Here is a 24,422-nt window from a genome sequence, read left to right on the forward strand (position 1 = left end):
CTCAATTCAGTCCCCAGTCCAATAGGTTCACACCATGGCTACATTAGTCTTCACCGCGATCGGCACAGCGATCGGCGGGCCGCTCGGCGGCGCCCTGGGCTCGTTGATCGGCGGCCAGATCGACCGCGCGGTTTTCGGGAGCGGCAAGCGCGAAGGGCCGCGGCTCAAGGAGCTGGCCGTTACCACATCGAGCTACGGGACGCCGATCGCCCGTCATTTCGGCACCATGCGCGCATCAGGCAGCATCATCTGGGCAACCGATCTCGTCGAAGCCAAGGAAAAGAGCGGCGGCAAGGGCAAGCCTTCGGTCACCAGCTACAGCTACTCGGTCTCGTTCGCGGTGGCTTTGTCGAGCCGACCCATCCGACGACTGGGACGCATCTGGGCCGACGGCAACCTGCTGCGCGGAGCGGCGGGCGACCTCAAGGCCGGAGGGGAGCTGCGGATCTATCGCGGGTACGGCGACCAACCGCTCGATCCGCTGATCGCCTCTGCCGAGGGCGGCGCCTGTTCCGCGTTTCGGGGGCTCGCCTATTGCGTGTTCGAAGCGCTCCAGCTGGCCGACTTCGGCAATCGCATACCCGCCCTGACGTTCGAGATCGTGGCGGACGACGGCGCGGTTTCGCTGGCGCAACTGGTCGAGCCCCTGGCCGGGCAGATCGAGACATCCGCCGCGCTGCCCGGACTGCGCGGCTTCAGCGACGAGGGCGGACCGCTGGCCGCGACGCTGGCATCGGTCGACCAGGTCTATCCGCTCACCAGCGAAGCGATCGGCGAGCGGCTCTCGATCACTAGCGCCGGATTGCCCACGGCGAACATGCCGACGCTGCCAGAGGCTGCGGTCGACAGCGGCGAAGACAGCTTCGGGGGCGCGGCTGGACAGATGCGCCGCCGGGCGCCCGAAGCGCAGGAGGTACCCGATGGGCTGCGCTACTACGACATTGGGCGCGACTATCAGGCGGGCTTGCAACGCGCTGATGGGCAGGCCCGTGCCGGCGAGAGCCGGATCATGGAGTTCCCCGGCGCGCTCGATGCCGGCACAGCGCGAAACCTGGCCAACGCGGCCGCCGACCGCGCCAGGTGGGCGCGCGACACTCTCGCCTGGCGTGTTGCCGAACTCGACCCATCGCTTCGGCCAGGAGCGATTGTGCGCGTGCCGGGAGAGGCCGGTAATTGGCGCATCGAAACCTGGGAATGGCGCGAGCATGGTGTCGAACTCGAACTTCGGCGCTTGCCGGGCGGCCCGGCGAGAACGGGCGAGGCCGATCCCGGACGTTCGCTCGCCGCTCCGGATCTCATAGCCACGCCGACCGTGCTGGTGGCCTACGAGCTGCCGTGGGACGGCGCGGGCGTCGATGCCCGTGTGATCGAGGTGGCCGCCTCCGCCCAAACGCCGGGTTGGCGAGGGGCCGCGCTCTATCTCGAACAGACGGGAGAGATGATCCCGGCGGGCGGGAGCGGGAGCGCTCGTAGTGTAATCGGGCGCACCGTTACCGCGCTGCCGGCCTCGGCGAGCTTGCGGTTCGAACCTGACGCGGCCTTCGAGGTCGATCTCGTGGCCGACGACCTTGGGTTGAGCAATGCAACCCTTGAGGGGCTCGCGCTCGGAGCCAATCGCGCGCTAGTCGGCGGGGAGCTGCTGCAATTTGCCCGGGCGCGGCGGTTGGGCGGCGGCCGCTGGAGATTGCAGGGACTGCTCCGCGGTCGCGGCGGGACCGAAGGCGCGGCCGCGGTGGTTCTGGCACCTGGCGCGCCGTTCGTCCTGCTCGATGGTTCCTCGCGAGCCCTTGATCCCGCAAGCCTGGGTGCGCCCGAAGCCCAAAGCGTGATTGCGATCGGTCTGGCCGATGACGATCCGGCCGTGGCGGAGGTGCTCAACCCCGGTCTGGCCCAACGTCCGCTCAGCCCGGTCCATCCGCGATCGCTCAGAACGACTGAAGGCGGCCTGATGCTGCATTGGACCCGGCGAGCGCGCGGGACCTGGGCCTGGACCTCCGGGGTCGAGACCCCGCTCGGCGAGCCCGAATCTTATCTCGTGGGGCTCGGCGAGGCGGCGTCCCCCCTACTTCACTGGCAACCGGACCGCTGCGAACTCGAACTGCCGCCGGCGCTCCTCGGCCAACTGGTGACTCAATACGCGGGCCAGCCGCTGTGGGTCCGCCAGATCGGCCGCTTTGCCAATTCCGATCCGCTCTTGCTCACCACCCTCGCCTGACGGCCTACCGAAAGACCTGCCATGACCGATCCGATCGCGTTCACTTCCGCCAGCGCCCGTTACCGCCTGCCTATGCTTTTCGCGGGGCAGACGCAGAAAGAATTCTTCGTGAACGAGGCCCATGCCCTGACAGACGCCCTGCTCCACCCCGCCATCGAAGGAGAGGCCGACAGTCCCCCAACCAAGCCTCGCGAAGGGGAATGCTGGCTGGTCGGCCCTGCGGCCTCAGGCTCTTGGACGGGGCATTCCGGCCGGCTTGCCTCCTTTCAGGCAGGCGCCTGGCTGTTCATCGAACCGCGCGATGGCTTGAAGGTTCTTGACCGCGCGAGGGGGCAGGAGATCCGCTTTCGCGGCGGATGGGTGCGCGCGGAGCGAGTAGCAGCGCCGACGGGCGGGGCGACTATCGACGCCGAGGCGAGAACGGCCATCGCGCAACTCGTCGCGGCCCTTGTCGACGGCGGCATTCTCGCCGAAAGCTGATCCGGAGCCTTTGGCGCGTTTTGCCGTTATGCTCCCATACGTTCACAGGAAGGTCGCCGTCCATGAAGCTTGCCCTCGTCTCCGCCGCCCCGCTCCTGGCTCTTCTGGCAGCGTGCCAGTCGGTCGCCGATGAGCAGCCTTCGGATCGCCTGGCGCAGGCGAGCCTGCGCCTCGCTAACGGCCAGCCCGCCGGCACTGCGCAAGTCCTGGCGAACGGATCACAGGTCAACGTCACCGTTGCGTTGACCGGCATCTCACCCGGGGTCCACGGCATGCACCTGCACACGACCGGTTCGTGCGACGCGCCGGAGTTCACCTCGGCCGGTGCGCACCTGAACCCGGGGCATCGTGAGCACGGCACCGATAATCCCGCGGGCTCGCACCTGGGCGACCTCCCCAATGTCACTATCGGCGCCAACGGAACCGGCTCGGCCAGCGCGACACTCCATGGCACGCGCGACGAGGTCCTCGCGCAGCTGTTCGATGCCGATGGGACCGCGATCGTCGTCCACGCCAGCGCCGACGATTACCGCACCGATCCTTCGGGCAATTCGGGCGGGCGCATCGCCTGCGGCGTGCTTACGCGAAGCTGAGCTCGCCTCCGCTAGCCGCCGCGCGGTCGATGCGTGACGCCTCGGCCGCGGGGTAGGCCCGGATCGCTATCACCAGGGCGACAACCCCGAAGGGCACAGCGGCGAGGTTGGCGATCACGCCGCTGCCCAGATTGCCGGTCATTTCGGAAACCAGCCCGGCGGTAAAGGGTCCGAAGGCCAACCCGATCAGGGTCGCGCCGAGGAAGAAGATCGCCGTCGCCGTACCGCGCATGTGCGGCAGCACCAGAGACTGGGTCGCGGCCGCCGAGGCTCCCATGGCCGAGGAAGTAGCGAACTGGAGCAAAAAACTGCAGACAAAGAACGTGTTCGGGTCCGCCGTCCGATAGCCGATCAGTACCAGCGGAATCGGGCCGAGGAGCCCGCCGAACACCACCCACAAGCGCCCTGCCTCGTGCAAGCGATGGCAGCGGTCGGCCAGCCAGCCGCCCCCGATCACGCCGAGGAACCCGCCGAGCGCCGCCGGAGCCCCAATCATCCAGCCCAGCTCTATCTTGCTCAGACCGAACGTCCGTTCCGCGTAGGGCGCGGCCCAGTAGGACACGGTATAACCGGTGTACGACACGATCGCGTAAGCCAGTACTATGCCAACGAAGGCCGGCGTCCTCCAGGTGAGTTGGAAAGTCGGCTCATCCTTGACCCGCAGCGAACAGGCCCAGCTGAAGACCGCGTAGCAGCCGATCGCGACGAACCACATCTGCTCCGGATTGCCGAGGGCCGCTGACAATAAAACCGCAGCGAGCGCCAGGACAGCCGCCGCCGCAAGATTGAGGCCGAGCGCCCTGCCCCCCCGCCGCGCCGCGCCGAGGAAGGTGAACGGGGGAACGATCTCGAGCACCTCTCCGACGAAGTTGGGCCAGGCACGCGGATCGCCCCGGCTCGGCATTCCTTCGCTCGCTCCCCTGACGGGTTCGCGGAGCGAGAAGACCAACAAGGCCAGCAACAGCCCGGGCAAGCCGACAGCGAGGAAGGCCGCCTGCCAACCGACCAATCCGCCGGGTCCGCCATCGGGCCAGGCCCGGTTCCAGCCTTCGACGATCATGCCCCCAAGCAGCAAGGACAGCCCGCTGCCGACGAACAGCCCGGCCGAGTAGATCCCGATCGCCGTCGCCCGCAGGCGCTGCGGAAACCAGTCCGCTATCAACGAGTAGGCGCTGGGGCTGGCGGTTGCCTCCCCCACACCCACGCCCACGCGAGCCGCGGCGAGCGTGGCGCCGTGGCGGGCCAACCCGGAAAGCGCGGTCATGAACGACCACAAGGTCAGGCCCAGGGCGAGCAGTTTCGTACGGTTCCACCCGTCGGCCAGCCGGCCCAACGGGATGCCGAACAGGGCGTAGAAAATCGCGAAGGCCGTGCCGTAGAGGAAGCCCAGCTGTGCGTCGGTTAGGTGAAGGTCGGCCTTGATGTCGTTGGCGAGGATCGAGAGAATCTGCCGGTCGATGAAATTGACCATGTAGACGACGAATAGGACGCCGAGTGCATACCAGCTGTAGGCCGGCACCGGCCTGTCGTGTCTGTTGATAGGACCCACCCCCTCCATAAACTCAGTTCCCGGGCGGCGTTGCGGCGTAAGGCGTCGGATCGTTGACCCCGGCCTCGGCAAACCCGGCACGGCGCAGGCGGCAGCTGTCGCACAGCCCGCAGGCCTTGCCGTCCTTGGTAGGATCGTAGCACGACCAACTCATCGCCGGATCGAGACCCAGCCGCGCGGTTTCCTGCGCGATCCGGGCCTTGCCCCAGTGTTGCAGCGGAGCATGGATCTGGAATGGCCGGCCCTCGGCCCCCTCCTTTGTCGCCAGCCGCGCGGTTTCCGTGAAGCTGGCGATGAATTCCGGGCGGCAGTCGGGATAGCCCGAATAGTCGAGCGCGTTGACACCGATGAAGATGTCATGCGCTCCTATCGCTTCGGCCCAGGCGAGCGTGAGTGAGAGGAATACGAGATTGCGGGCCGGGACATAGGTGACCGGGATCTCCGCACCCAGCCCCCCCTTGGGCACTTCGATGTCGCTGGTCAGGGCCGAACCGCCGAACTGACGCAGGTCCAGCGGCAGGATGACATGACGCGCGGCACCCAGACGGTTCGCGATGGCCCGGGCCGAACCGATTTCCCGGTTGTGCCGCTGATTGTAGTCGATCGTGAGCGCGTTGAGGTTGAACCCCTGCTCCTTGGCTATCGCGGCCACGACCATTGAATCGAGACCGCCTGAAAGCAGGACCACGGCTTCCTGTTTGGAACCTGACATGGTGAAGGGCTAGCACGGGGCGCTGCCTGAGCAACACCCCCCGAAGCTCAGCACTTGCCCGAGTGGCGAGCTTCTCCACTGATCGAGAACGGCGTGCCGTCGGCAATGCCTTGGCTCTCGATCTGGACCAGACCATTGCCTTCGCGCCTGATTGACGTCCGGCCGTACCCGTTGCCCCGGCAGGTATACTGGATGACCACCTCGTTGGGATTGTCCCGCACCACCACCTGGCTGCACCCGGGTTGGCGGTGACGGAGCTGAATGAACTCCCTGCCGGTGCGTACGCAGACGCGCTGTTCCGAGCCGTCGTCGCGGATCCGCAGGTTCCAGACACCCTTGGTCAAGGTGCCGAGCATGTCGAGGTCGGCTGCCAGGGCTCCGAGCGGCAGAGCGGCGATTGCGGCCGCCATGCAAGCGGCCACTCCCGTGCGCGACATTCCCATCAGGCAATTGTTCTGCATCGAAAAACTCCGTCCGGGCGCCCCTAACGCAAGTCAGAAGCTGCGACCAGATGCCCTTTTCATACGTTGAACCGATCTAGTCCTGTATCGGGAATTCTCTGGAGCAGAAGGCGCAATCGACCAGAATGATCCCGTTTTCGTCACGCATGTCCCGTCGGTCCTCCTTCGGGAAACGCGAAAGTACCTCTTCGAAATGCACCACCGAACAGCGGCAGCCGCGAGTGAGGGCCGTGGTCGGTTGGACGCGGACTTCGGGCTCTTCATGAAACAGCCGCCACACCAGCCCTTCGGGTGATAAGGAAGTGTCGAGCAATTCGTCGTTCTGGATCGATTGCCCCAGGATCGAGACGTGTTCCCACTCCTGATGCGATGGCACGACGTGCAAACGTTCGCGGCCTTCCTCGCCCTGCGCCAGATGCTGCAACAACAGACCGCCGGCGGTCGACCCGCCAGGCCCCGTTCGCACGGCGACGCGAATTAAGGTCGGAACCTGCTCACTCTGCGCGAAGTAGGCCTCGACCGCCTCGCTCAGCGAGCGGCCTTCCAGCGGAACAATGCCTTGGTAACGCAGTCCGCTTGAGGCCACTTCGAACGTGATGGCCAGCGATCCCTTCCCGAACAGACCTGGCAAGGAGGGATTGGCACCCAGGTCCGCGGCCTGTTCGCGGTCGTGTTTGACGTAGCCACGCAGTTCGCCATCGCGATAATCGCACACGAGCAACTCGACGATACCGTCCTCGGTCTGGGCCTGCATTGTCAGCTGGCTGCCTTCGCTCTTGAGGAGCCCGCCCATCAGTGCGGTCAGCGTCAGAGCTTCCGCGAGCAGGTTCTTGATCGCCGGCTCGTAATCGTGAGCTGAGAGAATCGTGTCCAGGACCGGCCCGATTCTCACCACCCGGCCGTGCGCGTTGCGGTCCTTGAGCGTGAACGCCAGCAGCCGGTCGATCCCGGGGGTTTGCGTGTTTTCGGTCGGATTCGTCATCGCGCGAATATGGGATCGCGAGCCGGGAAGTTAACCCCGGCCTATCCCAGCAGGCCGAAGCACCAGAGCAAGATGGATTTCTGGGCGTGAATGCGATTCTCCGCCTCATCGAAAACCACCGAATGCGGCCCCTCGAACACGCCTTCGCTCACTTCTTCTCCAACGTGAGCGGGCAGGCAGTGAAGGAAGCGGGCGTCAGGCTTGGCATAAGCCATCAACGCCTCGTTGACCTGGTAGGGCCCCATGGCAGCAAGCTTCGCCTCGGCATGATCCTGGCCCATCGAGATCCAGGTATCCGTCACCACGATGTCGGCGCCCGAAACCGCCTCGACCGGATCGCGGACCAGCGTCACCTTCGCGCCTCCGGCCCGGGCCTGGTCAATATAGCTGTCGTGCGGGTCGTAGCCTTGCGGCGTGCCGATCCGAACGTTGAACTTCATCAGCCCGGCCGCCTCGATGATCGAATGCAGCACGTTGTTACCGTCTCCGAGCCAGGCGACCTCGAGGCCAGGCAGAGCCTTACCCTGCTCGACGATGGTCAGCAGGTCGGCCACGATCTGGCACGGATGCGATTGATCGGTCAGGCCGTTGATGACCGGCACCGAAGCGTAGCGCGCCATTTCCTCGATCTTGGAGTGGTCGCTGGTCCGCACCATTATCGCATCGGCCATGCGGCTAAGAACACGCGCGGTATCCGCAATCGTTTCGCCACGGCCAAGTTGGGAGGTGCCGGCGTCGAGAATCAAGGGCGTGCCACCCAGTTGTCGTATGGCGATGTCGAAGCTGACCCGCGTACGGGTCGAACTCTTTTCGAACACCATTGCCAGGACGCGGCCGTCGAGCGGACGATCGCTGTCCGCCTTCGCTTTCGGCCAGTCCTTGCGGGCCGCCTTGCGATCCTGCGCGTCGTTGATCATCGCGGCAATCGCGTGACCCCCGGCGTCGGACAGGTCGAGGAAGTGCCGCCCGGCCATCAGCCGGCGTCCTGCGCCGGGAAGTCCGCAGCGCCGGCCGAAAGCTTGTCGAAGAACTCGTCGATCTCCGCGTCTCCGATGACCAGGGGCGGCAGGAGCCGCAGCGTGCCGTCGCCGGCTGCCGCAGTGAGCAACTGGTGGCGATCGCGCAGGTGCTGCATCAGCGCGCGCGGCTCGACCTTGAGCTTGATGCCGAGCATCAAGCCCTTGCCCCGGACGCCTTCGAACAGCTCCGGATAGTTGCCGATGAACTGCTCGAGCCGCGTCCGTATCCGCTCGCCCTTGGCGAGGACCTCACCTAGGAACTCGTCGTTGGCGACAGCGTCGAGAACCGCGTTGCCCGCGGCCATGGCGAGCGGGTTGCCGCCGTAAGTCGAACCATGGGTGCCGAAAGTCATCCCGCGAGCGGCCTTTTCAGTCGCGAGGCAGGCGCCGAGCGGAAAGCCGCCGCCAATGCCCTTTGCCGTAGCAAGGATGTCCGGAGTTATGCCGTATTGCTCATAAGCATAGAGCGTGCCCGTACGCGCCACACCGGTCTGCACTTCGTCGAGCACCAGCATCAGGTCATGCTCGTCCGCGAGTTCACGCAGGCCGCTCATGAATTCCTGCGATGCGACGCGAATGCCGCCTTCGCCCTGGATAGGTTCGACCAGAAAGCCTGCGGTGTGCGGACCGATCGCGGCCTTGGCGCCTTCCAGATCGTCGAATTCGACGTAACGGAACCCCGGGAGCAGCGGCGCGAAGCCCTTGTGCATCTTCTCCTGGCTGGAAGCGCTGATGGTCGCCATCGTCCGGCCGTGGAAGGCGTTGTTGAAGGTGATGAGCTCGAACCGCTCTTCACTGCCCTGGTATTGGTGGTAGGCGCGCGCGGTCTTGATCGCGGCCTCGACCGCTTCGGCACCGGAATTGGTGAAGAACACGGTGTCGGCAAAAGTATGGTCGACCAGGCGCTGCGCCAGGCGTTCGCCTTGGGGACTGCCATAGAGGTTCGACACGTGCATCAGCGTGGCGGCTTGCTGCTGGATCGCCCCGATCAGTCCCTGGTGCGAATGGCCCAGCAGATTGACCGCGATACCCGCGGCGAAGTCGAGATAGCGGGTGCCGTCTTCCGAGATGAGGTGGCAATGCTCACCGCGTACGGGCCGTACGTCGCACCGGGGATAAACGGGCATGAGCGGCGTGATCGACATGGCAACTGGATTCCTACCGACGCGCAATGGCGCAAACGACGAATGGCGGCTCCCCGATAGCATCGGGGCAGCCGCCGGTTTTGTCCGTTTATGGTCTTGGCAGGGTCCGGTCAAACGACCGGACGATGCGGGGGAGCAAGCTCCCCCGGCAGGTCACTCTTGAACGGGCGCAAGGTTGACCGCCGAGAACTTTCCTCGTCGGTCGACCTCGAGGTCGAACTGAAAGCGATCGCCTTCGTTGATGCCGGGCAGGCCGGACCGTTCCACCGCGCTGATGTGGACGAAGGCATCTTCCTTGCCGTCATCCCGCGTGATGAAGCCGAAGCCCTTCATCGAATTGAAGAACTTGACGGTGCCAGTCGCCTTTTCACCGGTCAGCTCCCGCTGCGGGCTGGTGGTCTTCGGCGCTGTCTTTATCACCTCGCCAACGACCTGCAGGTCGGCCGCAGAGACCTTGCCACCGCGGTCGACCAGGTTGAACTGCAGCTCCTGACCTTCGGCCAGTCCTTCGAGCCCGGCGCGTTCGACCTGGCTGATGTGGACGAACACGTCCTCACCGCCTTCATCCCGCTGGATGAAGCCGAAGCCCTTCTGGCTGTTGAAGAACTTGACCTTGCCCTGGCCGGTGCCGACCACTTGCGCGGGCATGCCGCCACCGCGAGGAGCACCGCCGCGATCACCGCCGCCGAATCCGCCGCGCGGTCCGCTATTGTATCCGCTGTCGCGATTTCCGCCAAAGCGATCGCCGCCGCCACCGAATCGGTCACCACCGGATCTCCAGTCGTCACCACCGAAACGGGGACCTCCATCCGAGAATGGATCGAAACCCTCTTCGCCGAAACCGTCCCGCTTGTCGCGCCCCCGGCCGCGACGGCCCTTATCATAACCCATGAACTGTATTAACCTTCACTCGCTTCCAAATCCCCCCCGGAAAACGACCAACACCATGCCGGACCAAACATCATCCGGCGGGACCTTGGCTCGCCTCTGGAGAGAACGCCCTATAGCTTACTGAAAGCCAATGTGCGAATGTTTTAAGATGGCGGACAAAGTATCGTTTCCGGAGGCCTTGCCAGCCCGCTGAGCATGAGTATCAAGGCCGTCAATGATCTCGCTAGCACTACTGTCCGAGCCGGCCGCCTGGGCCGCGTTTTTTACTCTTGTCGTGCTCGAGGTAATTCTCGGCATCGACAATTTGATCTTTATCGCGATCCTCTCGAATAAACTTCCACCCCATCAACAGCAGAAGGCACGGCGCATCGGCCTTCTACTTGCATTGGGAATGAGAATCGGCCTTCTTTTGGTAATCGGCTGGCTCGTGACACTAAAAACGCCGATTTTTGACTTGGGGATTTCGGGAGCGACCGGCCCTCATGGGGAGCCGACATTTGAAACGGCCATGTCCGGTCGTGACCTGATTCTCCTGGCGGGCGGTCTGTTCCTGTTGTGGAAGGCGACAAAAGAGATCCATCACAACATGGCGCCGGAAGAAGATTCCGGCGAACTGCTCGACAAGACCAAGGGCCCGGTGACACTGACATTTGGCAGCGCGATCGTGCAGATCATCCTTCTCGACATGGTCTTCTCGGTCGATTCGATCCTTACCGCAGTCGGCATGACGGATGAGATTCCCATCATGATTGCCGCGGTCATCGTCACTGTGACGATCATGCTCTTCGCGGCCGATCCTCTGGCCCGCTTCATCGACCGCAACCCGACGCTCGTCATGCTGGCCCTGGCTTTCCTGGTCATGATCGGCCTTGTGCTGATCGCCGATGCCTTCGGCGTCCACGTGCCTAAGGGATACATCTACGCGGCGATGGGCTTCTCTGTCGGGGTCGAGTGCCTTAACATGGTCAAGCGCAACCGGCGCATGAAGAAGATCAAAGCCAACCAAGAGACCGCCGCATGAGCGACTTCCGGAAGGTCACCGAATCCTTTTGGGCCAGCCCGCAGATCGGACTTTCCGATGTCGCCGAGGCGCGGATGCTCGGCTTCACGCTGATCATCAACAATCGTCCCGAAGGCGAGTCTGACGATCAAACCTCCGGTGGCGAAATCGCCGAGGCCGCGCGCGCGGCCGGGATGGATTATTGCGCCATTCCTGTAACCCATGCCGGGTTCAACGAGGGCCAGGTCGAGGCCATGGTTGCCGCGCTTGACGGAGCTCGCGGCCCGGTGCTCGCCTATTGCCGCTCCGGAACCCGCTCTACGCTGCTCTGGTCGCTCGCTCAGGCGGCTAGCGGTACGTCTCCTGAAGAAATAGCCCTCGCCGCTGCCGGGGCGGGTTACGATGTGGGGCCGATTCGCCCACTTATCGACACGCTTTCCGCGCGCAGCCAGGCCTGAGGTTTCGGGGCCAGGCCCCGGTCTCACCCTCGAGGCAGCAAAACCCCACAAGACAGCCAGGCATAAAAAAGGGGCCGGAGCTTGGCTCCGGCCCTCTTAGGCTATGTTCGCAGGAGGAACATCGGTAGGCGGGCCGGGGAAGGAGAGGGACCCGGCCCGCCAAACTTGTCATCAGTTGTAGGCGCGCTCTCCGTGCTCGCCGATGTCGAGACCTTCGATTTCGGTCTGTTCCGACACCCGCAGGCCGGTGACTGCCTTGGCGATGTAGATCGCGATGGCCGTGCCGACGGAGGAGATGACGATCGTCGCGAGGACGGTCTTCACCTGGGTGAGCAGCTGAGCGCCGATCACGAAGTCGTCACCGCCCGGGCCGCCGAGAGCCGGCGAGAACACGATGCCGGTGCCGATGGCGCCGACGATACCGCCGATGCCATGGATGCCGAAGGCGTCGAGCGAGTCGTCATAACCGAGAGCCGGCTTGAGCTTGGCAACCGCGAAGTAGCAGATCACCGAAGCGACGCCGCCCAGCACGATCGCACCGAAGGGGCCCGAATTGCCCGCAGCCGGAGTGACCGCGACGAGGCCGGCGATGACACCCGAGCAGAAGCCCAGGGCCGAGCCCTTGTGACCCATGACGCGCTCGGTAAGCATCCAGAAAAGGCCCGCCGAAGCCGTGGCAACGAAGGTGTTGATCATGGCGAGAGCGGCCGAGCCATTGGCTTCGAGCGCCGAGCCGGCGTTGAAGCCGAACCAGCCCACCCACAGCAGACCCGTGCCGACCATGGTCAGCGTCAGGCTGTGCGGCGGCATGGGCTCGGTCGGGTAACCCCGACGCTTGCCGAGGATCAACGCGGCTACCAGCGCCGAGACACCGGCGTTGATGTGCACGACAGTACCGCCGGCAAAGTCGAGAGCGCCCATCACGAAGAACACGCCACGGGCTTCCCACACCATGTGCGCGATCGGGAAGTAGACGATCGTCAGCCAGATGGCGACGAACACCATGACCGCCGAGAACTTCATGCGTTCGACGACCGAGCCCAAGACGAGCGCCGCAGTGATCGCCGCGAAAGTCATCTGGAAGGAGATGAAGACATACTCGGAAATGACTTCGTCGGTGAAGGTCGCGGCTGTCGAGTCAGGCGTAACACCGGCGAGGAAGAACTTGCCCCAGCTGATGAACTGGTTGCCTTCCGGGCCGAACGCGAGGCCATAACCCCACATCACCCAGACGAGCATCGCCAGAGCGGCGGTCGCGCCGATCTGGGTCATGGTCGAAAGCATGTTCTTCGAACGGGTCAGGCCGCCGTAGAACAACGCCAGGCCCGGGAGGATCATCAGCAGGACGAGGACCGTGGAGGTCATCATCCAGGCGTTGTTGCCGGGATTGGGAACGGCGGCAGCCGCTTCGGCTGCAGGCGCAGCGACTTCGGCCGGAACGGCAGTGACGGCAGTGACGGCCGCATCAGTGACGGCCTCGGCCGTTTCCGCGGCCCAGGCAGCAGTGGCGGCGACCATCGACGTCGCAATCGCGCCCGCGCCCCAAAGCAATTTTCGGATCATAGTGTTACCCCTCATGTCCAAGGTGCGGCTCACAGCGCGTTGTCGCCGGTTTCGCCGGTGCGGATGCGCGTGGTCGACGCGAGGTCGAGCACGAAAATTTTCCCGTCGCCGATGCTGTCCGTGCTGGCGGTTTGCTGGATGGTCTCGACCACTTGCGCCGCCAGAGCGTCGCTGGCGGCGATCTCGAGCTTCACCTTGGGCAGCATGTTGGTGGAGTATTCGGCTCCACGGTAGATTTCGGTTTGACCCTTCTGCCTGCCGAAGCCCTTGACCTCGGAGACCGTCATACCAGCCACGCCGATCGCACTGAGAGCTTCGCGCACCTCGTCGAGCTTGAATGGTTTGATGATGGCGATGATGAATTTCATCACTGACCCCTCTTGTTTACCGGACGATCCCCGGCCGTAGGTCAGCAATGCAAAGGGTGTGCCAAACTTCAGATTGGCGCGTTTTGCGCCACTTGCTTGCAATTCGGCTGGCGCGAGGAACTTCTCAACGCCCTAATAATGTGCATTTGCCTAATTTTTAGGCAGTATCCGCAGCGTGGCTCGCACGGGCAGATGATCGGATGCGACGGCGGCAAGGGCACTGTGGTGGACGTGAGTGTTTTCGCAGGCCCACTCAGAAGAATAGACGATGCGATCAAGCGGGGCGATCGGGCGGCGGCTGGGGAAGCTGTTGCCGATTGACGGCGTCTGCCAGCCGTCGGTGAACTCGCGCAAAACTCCCTTGGTACGACCCCACTGATTGAAGTCGCCCATCATCACGGTCGGGCAGGGTGTTTCGCAATGTCCGCAATGGTGGAGCATGGCCTTGATCTGGTCGCGGCGGAGCAGTCCGGACAGATCGAGGTGGGCGCCGAGAACGCGAATCCGCTGACCCTCCACCAGAAGATCGGCCCGCACCGCTCCACGCGGCTCGAGAGTCGGGAGATGCAAGGCCTGGGCATCGACGACTTCGATGTCCCGCCGAACGAGCAGGGCATTGCCATGCCAACCGAGGCTGCGAGCCCGTTTGTTGACCGGCGCAGCTCGCCACGGCGTTTCGTCGAGCAGTGCCTTGGGAAGGATGCTCTCCCGTTCGCCGAAGCGCCGGTCGGCTTCCTGCAAGGCGATCACGTCGGCATTCAGTTCGCGCAGGACGGAGATGATCCGGTCGGGATCGAAACGGCCGTCGACCCCCACGCCCTTGTGCATGTTGTAGCTGGCGAATGTGAGCTGCACCGTGCGGATCAACGCTCGCTAGTCGGGAATGGTGCCCGGATCGCCGGCAATATAGCGATCGGTGGCGCGGGCGGGCAGCCCGTCGATGCTCTCGCGGCGGGTGCGATACTTGCCTGCCCATTCCCGCGGATCGGCCTGGGCGTGGTGCTTGATCAGCGTCGTTCGTTCGCGTTGAAGCTCCATCAAGGGCACTCCATACCCACAGCTGGTCTGTACGCTCTCCACCTGAATGTCGAAGATCTGCCGGGTCCCGGGAAGCATAGTGAAGTGAGGCGCGAGTTCATCCCAGCCGCGATCCCAGGGCACGACGGGCTCGCCCCGCCCATAAATCCGCAGAATCAGCGCGGGCTGCTGAAAATTGCAGAACATCAGCGTGATCCGCCCATCGGCCAGCAAGTGGGCGTTGGTCTCGTTTCCGGAACCGCCGAGGTCGAGGTAGGCCACCCGCTTAGGCGACAGGATCCGAAAGCAATCATAGCCCTTGGGGCTGAGATTGATCCGCGCGCCCTCCGCCGCGGTGGCGACGAAGAACACCGGTTGCGCGGCGATCATCGCCGCGTGCCTTTCGTTCAACGCTTCGAAGAACTCAGCCATACGTCCGGCTATGTCACCGGACGCGCGAGCGCAAGTTAACGCTCCTTGGTCGCGCCAAAGGTGATGTCGGGATTCTTCTCTTGCTGATAGCCGACATCCCAGGCCGACTTGGCCATGAACACCGGATCACCATCGCGGTCACGCGCCAGGTTGGCGCGGTTGAATTCCTCGAAACCCTTGATCGCTTCGGGCGAGCCCTTGAGCCAGCGCGCCGTGGCGAAAGGCGACGCCTCCAACGAGGCCTCCACTTTGTATTCGGCCGAGAGGCGCGAAATCAGCACGTCGAGCTGAAGCTGACCGACCACGCCGACGATCCACTGTCCGCCAAACTCCGGATAGAAAACCTGTATCACGCCCTCTTCGCTCAGGTCGTCGAGCGCCTTGCGCAGCTGCTTGGTTTTGGTCGGGTCCTTGAGCTGGACGCGGCGCAAGATCTCGGGCGCGAAGTTGGGCAGGCCGGTGAAACGGACCTGATTCTTCTCCGAGAGGGTATCGCCGACACGCAAGGTGCCGTGATTGGGAATGCCGATGATGTCTCCGGCCTCGGCGGTGTCCGCGAGTTCGCGATCCTGGGCGAAGAACAGGATCGGAGAGTGGACCGCGATCGGCTTGCCCAATCCAGAAGGGATAAGCTTCATTCCGCGCTTGAAGGTGCCCGAGACCATGCGCATGAAGGCAATGCGGTCTCGGTGCTGCGGGTCCATGTTGGCCTGAACCTTGAACACGAAGCCGGTGACTTCATCGCGAGTGGGCTCAATCGGGCCGGCCTCGGACGGCTGCGGCCGGGGCGGCGGAGCAAAGCGGGCAATGGCGTCAATCAGTTCGGTTACACCGAAGTTCTTCAATGCGGAGCCGAAGTAGACCGGCGTCAGGTCGCCGTGGCGATAGGCCTCAATGTCGAACTCGGGATAGCCGTGCCGTGCGAGTTCCACTTCCTCCGCCATAGGTCCGGCCAGTTCCACATCGGCCTCACGCTTGCCGAGGAACTCCTTGCTCGGCCCTTCCGGGCGGCTGATCGTGTCCGTGCCGAAGTCCAACACCCCTTCGAACACGCCGCCCATCCCGATCGGCCAGGACTGGGGGCTGACGTCGAGCGCCAGGGTGTCGGCCACCTCGTCGAGCAGGTCGAAAACCGGCTTTCCTTCGCGGTCGACCTTGTTGACGAAAGTGATGATCGGCACCGAACGCAAGCGGCAGACTTCGAACAGCTTGCGCGTCTGCGGTTCAATTCCCTTGGCCGCGTCGATCACCATGATCGCCGAGTCGACCGCGGTCAGGGTGCGGTAGGTGTCCTCCGAGAAGTCTTCGTGTCCGGGCGTATCGAGAAGGTTGAAGGTCACTCCGTCGCGCTCGAAGGTCATGACCGAGCTAGTGACCGAAATGCCGCGTTGCTGTTCGATCTTCATCCAGTCCGAACGGGCCCGGCGAGCGGCGCCCCTTGCTTTCACCTCGCCCGCAAGGTGGATCGCGCCGCCTTGCAGCAGGAGCTTTTCGGTGAGCGTGGTCTTGCCCGCGTCTGGGTGCGAGATGATCGCGAAGGTGCGGCGGTTGGAAGTCATGGGCCGCGCCCCTACCGGGGCCGCACGGCTACGTCCATGCGGAAGCTGCGCGCGGAACCAGGCTCAAGCTCCATCACGCCCGGCTTTGTACGGAAGTCACCTTCGAAGCCAGCCGGGTCGGCGAGACCCGCCCACGGCTCGATGCAGATGTAGCGCGCACCCGGCTTCTGCCAGATTCCGAGCATCGGCGTGTCCGGAAATGCGATGTCGAGCGTTGTGCCGCCCGGTTCGCCATAGCTTACGCGTCGGCTGGCAAGCTCATCCCAGATCAGCGCATCGTCTTCGAATAGTTCGGACGTCAGCATGAGCTGCCTGTCCTTTATCGGTGATGCTTCGTTGCGCGCGATCAGCCCTTCGGCATCGATGCGTCGGATAGCTTGCGGTTCGTCCTTGGCAAAGGTGATCGTATGGACCTCCTTCGTCACGCCACCGGGCAAGGGCCACGCGAACGCGGGGTGAAAGCCGAAGCTGAATGGCAGCAACGCCGAGCCCGAATTGCGCACGGTGGCGGTCATCGAAAGCGTCAGCCCTTCGAGTACGAATTCCATCTCAAGTGCGAAATTGAAGGGGTAGACGGACCGCGTCGCCTCGTTGTCCGACAGCCTGAACAACGCGCGCGACCCTGCCTGTTGAATCAGTTCGAACGGGCTCACGCGGGCGAACCCGTGCTTGGGCAGCAGGTACTCGGTTCCGTCCAATCGATAGCGGCCGCCGTTAAGCGCTCCGACGATCGGAAAAAGCAGCGGCGCATGGCCCGACCAAAATGCCGGATCGGCATCGGTCATGTACTCGCGGCCTTGCTGGTCGGTCAGCGACCACAGCTCGGCTCCCAGGGGATCGATCCGCGCGGACAGCTCTTGCGAGGCTATCGCGACGAGCTCGCTCATCCCCGCAGAGTCGCTCCGAGCTTCGCCGCCGCCGCGACGACGCTGTCGGCAATCGCCTTCAAATCCGCGTCGGTGTAGCTCTTCTCGCCGGGCTGCAGCGTTACTTCGATCGCGAGCGACTTCTGGCCTTCCGGAACGCCAGTGCCGCGGAAGTCGTCGAACACGCGCGCCTCGACGATATTCGCCTTGTCCGCACCCTTGATCGTGCGCAACAGGTCGCCGGCAGCGAGACCGAGGGGGACTAGGAACGCAAAGTCACGCGTCACGGCCTGAAGCGCCGGTGGGGCATAAGCCGTGCGAGCGAAAGCGCCGCCGTTCTTCTTCCCCGGAATAGCGTCGAGAAACACTTCCGCCGCCACGACCGGACCTTCGATGTCGAAAGCCGCCAGCGTGCGCGGGTGGAGCGCGCCGAAGCGAGCAAGCACGGACTTCGGCCCCAGCCGCAACGTTGCTGACTGGCCGGGATGGAACTGTGGTCCTGCCTCGCCCATCACCTGAAGCTTTTCGATCGGCGCGCCGGCCTCGGCCAGCAGCGCCAGCGCCTCTGCCTTCGCGTCGAACGCATCAAAGGTCGCCGCCTTGCCGGTAGCCCAACTGCGCGACTGTTTCTCGCCAGTAAGCACGACGGCGATGCTGGCGCGCTCGTCACTCGCCCCGGCGCCCCCGCGCAAGTACCGACGGCCAATCTCGAACAACCGCACACCAGCCGCACCGCGATCGACGTTGCGCTTGGCCGCCGCGAGCAGGCCCGGTAGCAATGAGGGACGCATGGCCTTCATGTCTTCGCTTATCGGGTTCTCCAGCACCCACAGGCCCCCATTGCCGTCAGCGAAGTGATCGGCGTCGGCTTGCGGCAGGAAGGACCAAGTTACCGCCTCGTTCAACCCGCGCCCTGCAGCGGCGCGGCGCAAGCGCCGTTCGAGCTGCTGCTGCGGGGTCGCGGTCGGGCGAGCCACGCCGCCGACGCGCGGTAAAGCCACGCTCGCGACGTGATCGAGACCGTGGACGCGCACCACCTCCTCGACAATGTCCGCTGCGCCGTCGATGTCGGGGCGCCAGGTCGGCGCGGTGACCGTCCAGTCGGCCGCGACCTCGAACCCAAGCCGTTCCAGGATCGCGCGCTGGTCGGCCTCCGCGATCGCCACGCCACCGAGGCGTTCGGCCAGCGCGGGGTCGTATGCCACTACCGCCCTGTCCATCGGCGGAGTGCCCGCGCGCACGACTTCCGAGGCCTCACCCTCGCAAATCTCGATGATCAGCGCGGTCAGCATCTCCAGGCCGCCATCGAGGAACGCCGGATCGACGCCGCGCTCGAAGCGGGTACGCGCGTCGCTGGCGAGGCCGAGCGCGCGCCCGGTCGCCCCGATCCGTTCCGGGTCGAAATAAGCGATCTCGAGTAACACGTCGGTCGTGCCTTCCGACACTCCCGAATGCTCGCCGCCCATGATCCCGGCAATGTCGTGCACACCGCTATCGTCGGCGATGACGGTCATCGAGCTGTCGAGTTCGTAGGTCTTCTCGTTGAGCGCCAGGACCTGCTCGCCGTCTTTAGCGCGGCGGGCGACGACCGCGCCGTTCAGTTTGGCGAGATCGTAAACGTGGGCCGGGCGGCCGAACCCAAGCATCAAGTAGTTGGTGATGTCGACCAGCGCAGAGATGGGCCGCTGGCCCGCGTCGCGCAGAGCCGACTGCAGCCAGTCCGGCGAAGCGCCGTTCTTCACGCCGCGGATCACGCGACCATAGAACGCCGGGCATCCTTCGGGGTCCTCGATGCGAATCTCAACGGGGCATGCGAACACACCCGGGATCGGTTTAATCTCGGGAACCTTCAGCGTGCCCACGCCTGCTGCCGCGAGATCGCGTGCAATACCGTAGACGCCCATGCAGTCCGGGCGGTTCGGGGTGATCGCTACATCGAACACCGGACTGGTGCCGCGATAGTCCGCAAAAGCGGTTCCGACCGGCGCGTCTTCGGGCAACTCGATGATGCCGTCGTGATCGTCGCCCAGCTCGAGCTCACGCGTCGAGCACATCATGCCGTTGCTCTCGACGCCGCGGATCGCGCTCTTGCGCAGCAGCATGCCGTTGGCCGGCACGACGGCACCCGGAAGGCCGAGCACACCCTTCATCCCGGCGCGAGCGTTGGGCGCGCCGCACACGACTTGCAGGGGATTGCCGTCGCCAGTGTCGACAGTCAGGACCTGGAGCTTTTCGGCGTCGGGATGCGGCGCAGCGGTCAGCACTTTGGCGATGCGGAAGCCCGCGAGCCGTTCGGCCGGATCTTCCAGCCCCTCTACCTCGATGCCGAGCGTGTTGAGGCGGGCCGAAATCTCGGCGGCAGTGGCTTCGGTTTCCAGGTACTGCTTTAGCCAGGCGAGCGAGAACTTCATGCCCGCGCTCCTACGCCGCCCGAAAGTGTGGGCTGGTCGAGGAACGAGAAGCCATAGTGCGACAGCCAGCGCACATCGCCGTCGAAGAAGGCTCGCAAGTCATCCATCCCGTACTTGAGCATCGCCAGGCGATCGACGCCTATGCCGAACGCGAAACCCTGCCATTCGTTGGGGTCGAGCCCGCACATCTCGATAACACGCCGGTTGACCATGCCCGAGCCGAGCAACTCCATCCACCGATGGCCAGGAGCGTCTCCGCTGCCGCCCAGCACGCGGCGCCCGTTCTCGATCGCGAAGCCCACGTCGACCTCGACCGAAGGCTCGGTGAACGGAAAGTAACTGGGGCGTAGCCGCAGCACGATGTCCTCACGCTCGAAGAACGCCTTGAGAAAGGTCTCGAGCGTCCACTTGAGATGCCCGAGGTGAATGTCGCGGTCGATCACCAAGCCTTCGACCTGATGGAACATCGGCGTGTGGGTAGCGTCGGAATCAGAGCGGTAGACGCGGCCCGGCGCGATGATCCGCACCGGCGCGCCTTCGGTCATCATCGTCCGCACTTGCACCGGCGAGGTATGCGTCCGCAGCAGCATCCGGCCGCCGTTTTCGGCCGCGTCAGGGAAATAGAACGTGTCGTGCATCGCCCGGGCCGGGTGGCTCTCGGGCATGTTGAGCGCGGTAAAGTTGTACCAGTCGTTCTCGATCTCGGGCCCGGTGGCGACGCTAAAGCCGAGGTCGGCGAAGATTTCCGCCAGCTCATCCAGCACCTGACTCACCGGGTGGACCGATCCGCGCGGCGTCTCCGGGGCAGGCAACGACAAGTCGAGCGTTTCCGCCGCCAAGCGTGTTTCGAGTTCAGCCGCTTCCATGGCATCCTTGCGCGTGGCGAGCGCATCGGTGACTGCCTGGCGCAGGCCCTGGATCTGCGGGCCTTTCACCTGCCGATCGTCCGGGCTCATCGCCCCGAGCGTCTTGAGCAGCGCGGAGACGCTGCCTTGCTTGCCGAGGAATTCAACACGCAAAGCCTCGAGCGCGGTCAGGTCTGCCGCGCCATCGATCCGCGTCCGGGCGTCATTTTCGAGAGCCGAATAGTCTGTCATCGCGCGCGCCTGTAGCGGGCGGAGCGCGCCGCCCCAACCCCTATTCGCTAATCGCGCCCGGCTCGGATGTATAGCGCAACACTGTGGGCAAGTCGGTTTCCGGTGCCGCGCCCTGGTCGGCCATGCGTTGCGCCATGATCTTCTCGAGGATCGGGTGGGGCGCCTCGGCGTATTCGGTAGGCGTCATCCCCATGAACGAGCGGAAGTCGCGGACGAATTGCGCCTGGTCGAAGTATTGGCCGTCCAGCGCGCTGCTCCAGTTGTGCGTGGGATCGAGCATGTACTGGGCAAGGCTGCGGAGGAAGCGCTGTCGCCGTAGCAGGACTTTCGGAGGAAATCCGAAGTAGCGGCTGCAGAACCGCTCCAGCGACCGGTGGTTCATACTGAGCCGTTCGCCGAGTTCGGCAACGTTGGCCATGTCGGGATCGCGTAGCGCGGCCTGGCACGCCAGTATCTGTTGTTCCTGCGGCACCGGCCGGTTCACCAGACGCATGAGATAGTCGTTGATGCTGCTCGCGATGAGGTCCGCGTCACCCTCGGCGTTCTGGACTATCTCGTGAATGGGCCGGAACAGGGAATAGGCCGGATGGTCCATGCCGTTGACGGTGCGATCGCTCAGGTGGTTCGCGGGCTCGTCGATGAACTTCGCCCAGCCCGCGGGCTGCAGTCCCAGGCCCCAGACGCGGGACCGCGTTACGCCGAAGTTGATGGCCTTGCTGGTCGGGCCATTGGCGACGAACGGCCATTGCGGCAGCAATTCCCCTTCACCGATGCAGGCGACCGGTGGAGGACCTTCGGTGAACCGGAGAGCCGCCCATTCGGGATGGAGGCAATCCTCGATCAGGTCATCCGATGCGCACTCAACAGTGGTGGCATAGAGCGCGGTAAAATAGGGCTCGATCGCCTTCGACAGGCGATAAAACTTCACAGCAATGGGGAAGTCGGCCTTCATTGCCCCTTGCGACCCGGACCCCAAGAATTGCACGGCTTGTTAGCCGGACGAACGAGAGAATTCGTTCGTGCTTATGGGAACATAAGCTCGTTACTGACAAGCCTCGATATTCCCGCGGCGCAACTCAGTAATAACCCCTAGACGATTTGTCCGGGTTTCCCGCCACACGCAAAAAGAGAAGGGCGCGAACGGCATCCCGTTCACGCCCTTCTGCTTTTAACGTCGGCAGGCCTCAGGCCGGCAGGGCGGCCTTCGCCTGCTGGATGATCGAGGCGAACGCACCGCCTTCGTTCATCGCCAGGTCGGCCATGACCTTCCGGTCGAGTTCGATCCCGGCGAGCTTGGCGCCGTGGATGAACTGCGAGTAGCTCAATCCTTCCGCACGGACCGCGGCGTTGATACGCTGGATCCACAGAGCGCGGAAAGTCCGCTTCTTCACCTTGCGGTCACGGTAGGCATACTGCCCAGCCTTCTCGACCGCCTGACGGGCGACGCGGATGGTGTTCTTGCGGCGACCGCGATAGCCCTTGGCCTGGTCGAGAATCCGCTTGTGCTTCTGGCGAGTGGTTACGCCACGCTTGATACGGGACATGTCGAAATACTCCTGTCTCTAACCGGGCTCAATCGAGGCCGTAGGGGGCCCACTTCTTGATCGTCTTCGCATCGGCGTCGGCGATCACGGTGGTGCCGCGGTTCTGGCGGATGTACTTCGCATTGTGGCTGATCAGGCGGTGGCGCTTGCCAGCGACACCATGCTTGACCTTGCCGGTGGCGGTGATCTTGAAGCGCTTCTTCACACCGCTCTTGGTCTTCAGCTTGGGCATTTTCGTCTCCTTGTTCAGGGACACGTCCAAACCAGCCCTGGCAGCCCATGTGAGCCAGGCCGGCCGATGATTACGTGTCTGTGAAGCGCGGGCCCTTAGGCGCAAGCGGTGGCAATGGCAAGGCCGAGCTATATCCCGGAAGCGTTTCCCGCTCGCCGCAGCCGGATGCTACATGACGGACCTGCCCGACTCGGAGAGAGACAATGGAAAATGAGAACCAGGGCCCGGCGAGCGGCGTAGCCGCGCATCTCACGATTCGCGACGGCCGCGGGACCGAAGCCGTGAAATTCTACGAGCAGGCTTTCGGTGCGAAGGAGCACATGCACCACATGGCCGATGACGGAAAGCGGCTGATGCATTCCCATCTGTCGATCAACGGCGGTTCGCTGATGCTCAACGATGACTTTCCCGAATATCGCGACGGTGGCGACGTCCGCCCGCCCGCCGGCATCACGCTGCACCTGCAGGTGCCCGACGCGGACGCCGCCTGGCAAAGGGCCGTAGATGCCGGAGCCAAAGTGGTGTTCCCGCTCGAAGACCAGTTCTGGGGCGACCGCTACGGACAGGTCGAGGACCCGTTCGGCTTCACCTGGTCGATCGGCGGGCCCAAGAAGGAGTAGGGGCGAGAGCCTCAGCCGCCCAAGGCCTCGAGCACATCCTCCAGACGCGCGGGATCGCCGATGGCCAGGACATGGCCGTCGGAACCCGCGTGCAATGGTTCGCCGTTCCAGTCGCACATCAGGCCACCCGCACCCTCTACCACGGGCACCAAGGCCGCGAAGTCGTGGAGCTTGAGGCCGCTTTCGCAGACCACGTCGACGAAGCCCGTCGCGAGCAGGGCGTAGTTGTAGCAGTCGCCACCCATGACCATGCGCTTGTGGTCCGTCTTCTGGGCGAGCGCCATGAATTGGTCGCCTTCTTCATGGGTGAAATACTGCGGGCCGGTCGTGGCGATGGTCGCGTCGGAGAGCTGGCGGCAGGCTCGCGCCGTGACGGGCTGGCCGTTGAGCGTGGTAGGTTGCCCCGCCACGCCGAGCCAGCGTTCGCCCAGGATCGGCTGGTCGATCACGCCGAGGACCGGGAAGCCATCGACCAGCAGAGCGATCAGGGTCCCAAACGTCGCGCGTCCGGCGAGAAAGGCGCAAGTTCCATCGACCGGGTCGAGCACCCATTGCCTGCCCGAGCGCCCCTCGCTTACGCCGAATTCTTCGCCATGGATTCCATCCTGCGGCACTTCCGCCGTGAGAATCCGACGCATCGCTTCTTCGGCGGATCGGTCGGCGATGGTCACTGGTGTCGCGTCACCCTTTCGCTCGGCGTCGACAGGCGTGCGGAAATACGGCCTGATCGCCTCGCGGGCGGCATCGGCAAGGCGGTGGGCGAGAGCGATTTCGGCGGTCAGGTTCATGGGGTTTCCGGAGCTTCTATCCGTTCGGGCTGGCCGGCAGTGTGGACGCGGAACACGATCGCCCGCGCGCCCTCCGGTCCGCCTTTGGGAGCGTGGATTGCGCGGGGTGGGATCACGTAAGTATCGCCAACCTTGAGCGGCAGGTCGGGCTTGCCTTCCTCAACGTGGATGGCCGTCCCCTCGATCAGGTAGAGGAACTCCTCGCCCGGATGATAATGCCGGGCCACTTGCGCGTTGGGCGGGATCACCACATCGGAAACGATCACTTCGACCCCCGGCATACCGGAGATCGGCGATCGCAGGACTTCGTTCGAGCCTGGCGGGGGCCTGGTAGGCTCCGCTTCCTGCTGCGCCTGAGCATAGGCGAAGGGCAGCGAGACGGCATAGGCCGCGGCGGCGATGACCCAACTGAGGCGCATG

Annotated in this window: 26 protein-coding genes; 6 read left to right on the top strand and 20 right to left on the bottom strand. The window is 64.4% G+C overall.

Features of this window, described 5'->3' with window-relative positions:
• Window positions 1-34: 34 nt before the first annotated feature.
• The 3 genes from KK137_RS12345 (at window position 35) to KK137_RS12355 (ending at window position 3,288) form a co-directional block, all read left to right on the top strand.
• Complete coding sequence (locus KK137_RS12345; protein ID WP_214536737.1) at window positions 35-2,215, top strand: GTA baseplate fiber-binding domain-containing protein; 2,181 nt, start codon at window positions 35-37, stop codon at window positions 2,213-2,215.
• A gap of 21 nt (window positions 2,216-2,236) precedes the next feature.
• Window positions 2,237-2,695, top strand: a complete 459-nt coding sequence (locus tag KK137_RS12350) for a DUF2793 domain-containing protein (RefSeq protein WP_214536739.1) — start codon at window positions 2,237-2,239, stop codon at window positions 2,693-2,695.
• A gap of 62 nt (window positions 2,696-2,757) precedes the next feature.
• Complete coding sequence (locus KK137_RS12355) at window positions 2,758-3,288, top strand: superoxide dismutase family protein (RefSeq protein ID WP_214536740.1); 531 nt, start codon at window positions 2,758-2,760, stop codon at window positions 3,286-3,288.
• Here KK137_RS12355 and KK137_RS12360 read toward each other — a convergent pair.
• The 7 genes from KK137_RS12360 to KK137_RS16775 form a co-directional block, all read right to left on the bottom strand.
• The gene (locus KK137_RS12360; protein WP_214536742.1) at window positions 3,275-4,846 is read right to left on the bottom strand and encodes an MFS transporter; all 1,572 of its coding nucleotides are present in this window, start codon (window positions 4,844-4,846) and stop codon (window positions 3,275-3,277) included. The genes KK137_RS12355 and KK137_RS12360 overlap by 14 nt on opposite strands.
• Window positions 4,847-4,850: 4 nt before the next feature.
• A complete protein-coding gene (queC, locus tag KK137_RS12365; protein ID WP_214536744.1) occupies window positions 4,851-5,549 on the bottom strand; it encodes a 7-cyano-7-deazaguanine synthase QueC in 699 nt (232 codons plus the stop codon).
• 47 nt (window positions 5,550-5,596) lie between these two features.
• On the bottom strand, window positions 5,597-6,010 hold the full coding sequence (locus KK137_RS12370; protein ID WP_250893843.1) for a hypothetical protein: 414 nt from the start codon (window positions 6,008-6,010) through the stop codon (window positions 5,597-5,599).
• A gap of 76 nt (window positions 6,011-6,086) precedes the next feature.
• Entirely contained in the window at window positions 6,087-6,992 is a 906-nt protein-coding gene (gene hslO / locus KK137_RS12375; protein WP_214536746.1) for an Hsp33 family molecular chaperone HslO, read from the bottom strand.
• 41 nt (window positions 6,993-7,033) lie between these two features.
• Complete coding sequence (gene argF, locus KK137_RS12380; protein ID WP_214536748.1) at window positions 7,034-7,966, bottom strand: ornithine carbamoyltransferase; 933 nt, start codon at window positions 7,964-7,966, stop codon at window positions 7,034-7,036.
• Window positions 7,966-9,156 carry an aspartate aminotransferase family protein gene (locus KK137_RS12385; RefSeq protein ID WP_214536751.1) on the bottom strand — a complete coding sequence of 397 codons (1,191 nt, stop codon included), beginning with the start codon at window positions 9,154-9,156 and terminating at the stop codon, window positions 7,966-7,968. The genes argF and KK137_RS12385 overlap by 1 nt, the downstream gene beginning before the upstream one ends.
• 153 nt (window positions 9,157-9,309) lie before the next feature.
• Window positions 9,310-10,047: a cold-shock protein gene (locus KK137_RS16775; protein ID WP_214536753.1), complete on the bottom strand. Its 738-nt coding sequence runs from the start codon at window positions 10,045-10,047 to the stop codon at window positions 9,310-9,312.
• A 214-nt stretch (window positions 10,048-10,261) separates the two neighbouring features.
• On the opposite strand from KK137_RS16775, the gene KK137_RS12395 reads away from it, so the two are divergent.
• Window positions 10,262-11,068 carry a TerC family protein gene (locus tag KK137_RS12395; protein ID WP_214536754.1) on the top strand — a complete coding sequence of 269 codons (807 nt, stop codon included), beginning with the start codon at window positions 10,262-10,264 and terminating at the stop codon, window positions 11,066-11,068.
• Window positions 11,065-11,505 carry a protein tyrosine phosphatase family protein gene (locus KK137_RS12400; protein ID WP_214536760.1) on the top strand — a complete coding sequence of 147 codons (441 nt, stop codon included), beginning with the start codon at window positions 11,065-11,067 and terminating at the stop codon, window positions 11,503-11,505. Before KK137_RS12395 ends, KK137_RS12400 begins: the two co-directional genes overlap by 4 nt.
• 171 nt (window positions 11,506-11,676) lie before the next feature.
• On the opposite strand, the gene KK137_RS12405 is transcribed toward KK137_RS12400, so the two are convergent.
• The 11 genes from KK137_RS12405 to rpmI form a co-directional block, all read right to left on the bottom strand.
• Window positions 11,677-13,068 (bottom strand): ammonium transporter, encoded by a 1,392-nt coding sequence (locus tag KK137_RS12405; protein ID WP_214536762.1) that lies wholly within the window; start codon window positions 13,066-13,068, stop codon window positions 11,677-11,679.
• A 29-nt stretch (window positions 13,069-13,097) separates the two neighbouring features.
• On the bottom strand, window positions 13,098-13,436 hold the full coding sequence (locus tag KK137_RS12410; protein ID WP_055923549.1) for a P-II family nitrogen regulator: 339 nt from the start codon (window positions 13,434-13,436) through the stop codon (window positions 13,098-13,100).
• Window positions 13,437-13,586: 150 nt separating this feature from the next.
• Entirely contained in the window at window positions 13,587-14,303 is a 717-nt protein-coding gene (locus KK137_RS12415; RefSeq protein WP_338028069.1) for an endonuclease/exonuclease/phosphatase family protein, read from the bottom strand.
• Between the two features lie 6 nt (window positions 14,304-14,309).
• Entirely contained in the window at window positions 14,310-14,885 is a 576-nt protein-coding gene (locus KK137_RS12420; RefSeq protein ID WP_214536763.1) for a pyridoxamine 5'-phosphate oxidase family protein, read from the bottom strand.
• A gap of 35 nt (window positions 14,886-14,920) precedes the next feature.
• On the bottom strand, window positions 14,921-16,444 hold the full coding sequence (locus KK137_RS12425) for a peptide chain release factor 3 (protein ID WP_214536764.1): 1,524 nt from the start codon (window positions 16,442-16,444) through the stop codon (window positions 14,921-14,923).
• 11 nt (window positions 16,445-16,455) lie between these two features.
• The gene (locus KK137_RS12430; RefSeq protein ID WP_214536765.1) at window positions 16,456-17,331 is read right to left on the bottom strand and encodes an aldose 1-epimerase family protein; all 876 of its coding nucleotides are present in this window, start codon (window positions 17,329-17,331) and stop codon (window positions 16,456-16,458) included.
• On the bottom strand, window positions 17,328-19,721 hold the full coding sequence (gene pheT / locus KK137_RS12435; RefSeq protein ID WP_214536766.1) for a phenylalanine--tRNA ligase subunit beta: 2,394 nt from the start codon (window positions 19,719-19,721) through the stop codon (window positions 17,328-17,330). Before pheT ends, KK137_RS12430 begins: the two co-directional genes overlap by 4 nt.
• Window positions 19,718-20,818, bottom strand: coding sequence for a phenylalanine--tRNA ligase subunit alpha (pheS, locus tag KK137_RS12440; RefSeq protein ID WP_214536767.1), 1,101 nt, complete (start codon window positions 20,816-20,818; stop codon window positions 19,718-19,720). Before pheS ends, pheT begins: the two co-directional genes overlap by 4 nt.
• Before the next feature lie 40 nt (window positions 20,819-20,858).
• Window positions 20,859-21,770, bottom strand: a complete 912-nt coding sequence (locus KK137_RS12445; RefSeq protein WP_214536768.1) for an AraC family transcriptional regulator — start codon at window positions 21,768-21,770, stop codon at window positions 20,859-20,861.
• A gap of 232 nt (window positions 21,771-22,002) precedes the next feature.
• Window positions 22,003-22,362 (bottom strand): 50S ribosomal protein L20, encoded by a 360-nt coding sequence (gene rplT, locus KK137_RS12450; RefSeq protein ID WP_214536770.1) that lies wholly within the window; start codon window positions 22,360-22,362, stop codon window positions 22,003-22,005.
• A gap of 28 nt (window positions 22,363-22,390) precedes the next feature.
• On the bottom strand, window positions 22,391-22,594 hold the full coding sequence (gene rpmI / locus KK137_RS12455; protein WP_214536772.1) for a 50S ribosomal protein L35: 204 nt from the start codon (window positions 22,592-22,594) through the stop codon (window positions 22,391-22,393).
• A gap of 203 nt (window positions 22,595-22,797) precedes the next feature.
• On the opposite strand from rpmI, the gene KK137_RS12460 reads away from it, so the two are divergent.
• Entirely contained in the window at window positions 22,798-23,214 is a 417-nt protein-coding gene (locus KK137_RS12460; protein WP_214536774.1) for a VOC family protein, read from the top strand.
• Between the two features lie 11 nt (window positions 23,215-23,225).
• Here KK137_RS12460 and KK137_RS12465 read toward each other — a convergent pair whose 3' ends face one another.
• Together KK137_RS12465 and KK137_RS12470 are read right to left on the bottom strand one after the other, a co-directional pair.
• A complete protein-coding gene (locus KK137_RS12465) occupies window positions 23,226-24,002 on the bottom strand; it encodes an inositol monophosphatase family protein (RefSeq protein ID WP_214536776.1) in 777 nt (258 codons plus the stop codon).
• Window positions 23,999-24,421, bottom strand: a complete 423-nt coding sequence (locus tag KK137_RS12470; protein ID WP_214536781.1) for a cupin domain-containing protein — start codon at window positions 24,419-24,421, stop codon at window positions 23,999-24,001. Before KK137_RS12470 ends, KK137_RS12465 begins: the two co-directional genes overlap by 4 nt.
• Window position 24,422 lies beyond the last annotated feature (1 nt).

Source organism: Croceibacterium selenioxidans, from assembly GCF_018599195.1.
Taxonomy (GTDB): Bacteria; Pseudomonadota; Alphaproteobacteria; order Sphingomonadales; family Sphingomonadaceae; genus Croceibacterium_A; species Croceibacterium_A selenioxidans.

Coding starts and splice junctions, on each gene's coding strand:
- queC (WP_214536744.1), bottom strand. CDS start 5,549: ATGTCAGGTTCCAAACAGGAAGCCGTGGTCCTGCTTTCAGGCGGTCTC.
- KK137_RS12470 (WP_214536781.1), bottom strand. CDS start 24,421: ATGCGCCTCAGTTGGGTCATCGCCGCCGCGGCCTATGCCGTCTCGCTG.
- KK137_RS12360 (WP_214536742.1), bottom strand. CDS start 4,846: ATGGAGGGGGTGGGTCCTATCAACAGACACGACAGGCCGGTGCCGGCC.
- KK137_RS12405 (WP_214536762.1), bottom strand. CDS start 13,068: ATGATCCGAAAATTGCTTTGGGGCGCGGGCGCGATTGCGACGTCGATG.
- rplT (WP_214536770.1), bottom strand. CDS start 22,362: ATGTCCCGTATCAAGCGTGGCGTAACCACTCGCCAGAAGCACAAGCGG.
- KK137_RS12465 (WP_214536776.1), bottom strand. CDS start 24,002: ATGAACCTGACCGCCGAAATCGCTCTCGCCCACCGCCTTGCCGATGCC.
- argF (WP_214536748.1), bottom strand. CDS start 7,966: ATGGCCGGGCGGCACTTCCTCGACCTGTCCGACGCCGGGGGTCACGCG.
- KK137_RS12395 (WP_214536754.1), top strand. CDS start 10,262: ATGATCTCGCTAGCACTACTGTCCGAGCCGGCCGCCTGGGCCGCGTTT.
- KK137_RS12445 (WP_214536768.1), bottom strand. CDS start 21,770: ATGAAGGCCGACTTCCCCATTGCTGTGAAGTTTTATCGCCTGTCGAAG.
- KK137_RS12370 (WP_250893843.1), bottom strand. CDS start 6,010: ATGCAGAACAATTGCCTGATGGGAATGTCGCGCACGGGAGTGGCCGCT.
- KK137_RS12345 (WP_214536737.1), top strand. CDS start 35: ATGGCTACATTAGTCTTCACCGCGATCGGCACAGCGATCGGCGGGCCG.
- KK137_RS12460 (WP_214536774.1), top strand. CDS start 22,798: ATGGAAAATGAGAACCAGGGCCCGGCGAGCGGCGTAGCCGCGCATCTC.
- KK137_RS12350 (WP_214536739.1), top strand. CDS start 2,237: ATGACCGATCCGATCGCGTTCACTTCCGCCAGCGCCCGTTACCGCCTG.
- KK137_RS12410 (WP_055923549.1), bottom strand. CDS start 13,436: ATGAAATTCATCATCGCCATCATCAAACCATTCAAGCTCGACGAGGTG.
- KK137_RS16775 (WP_214536753.1), bottom strand. CDS start 10,047: ATGGGTTATGATAAGGGCCGTCGCGGCCGGGGGCGCGACAAGCGGGAC.
- KK137_RS12385 (WP_214536751.1), bottom strand. CDS start 9,156: ATGTCGATCACGCCGCTCATGCCCGTTTATCCCCGGTGCGACGTACGG.
- pheS (WP_214536767.1), bottom strand. CDS start 20,818: ATGACAGACTATTCGGCTCTCGAAAATGACGCCCGGACGCGGATCGAT.
- rpmI (WP_214536772.1), bottom strand. CDS start 22,594: ATGCCCAAGCTGAAGACCAAGAGCGGTGTGAAGAAGCGCTTCAAGATC.
- KK137_RS12430 (WP_214536765.1), bottom strand. CDS start 17,331: ATGAGCGAGCTCGTCGCGATAGCCTCGCAAGAGCTGTCCGCGCGGATC.
- pheT (WP_214536766.1), bottom strand. CDS start 19,721: ATGAAGTTCTCGCTCGCCTGGCTAAAGCAGTACCTGGAAACCGAAGCC.
- KK137_RS12420 (WP_214536763.1), bottom strand. CDS start 14,885: ATGGCTGAGTTCTTCGAAGCGTTGAACGAAAGGCACGCGGCGATGATC.
- KK137_RS12355 (WP_214536740.1), top strand. CDS start 2,758: ATGAAGCTTGCCCTCGTCTCCGCCGCCCCGCTCCTGGCTCTTCTGGCA.
- KK137_RS12425 (WP_214536764.1), bottom strand. CDS start 16,444: ATGACTTCCAACCGCCGCACCTTCGCGATCATCTCGCACCCAGACGCG.
- hslO (WP_214536746.1), bottom strand. CDS start 6,992: ATGACGAATCCGACCGAAAACACGCAAACCCCCGGGATCGACCGGCTG.
- KK137_RS12400 (WP_214536760.1), top strand. CDS start 11,065: ATGAGCGACTTCCGGAAGGTCACCGAATCCTTTTGGGCCAGCCCGCAG.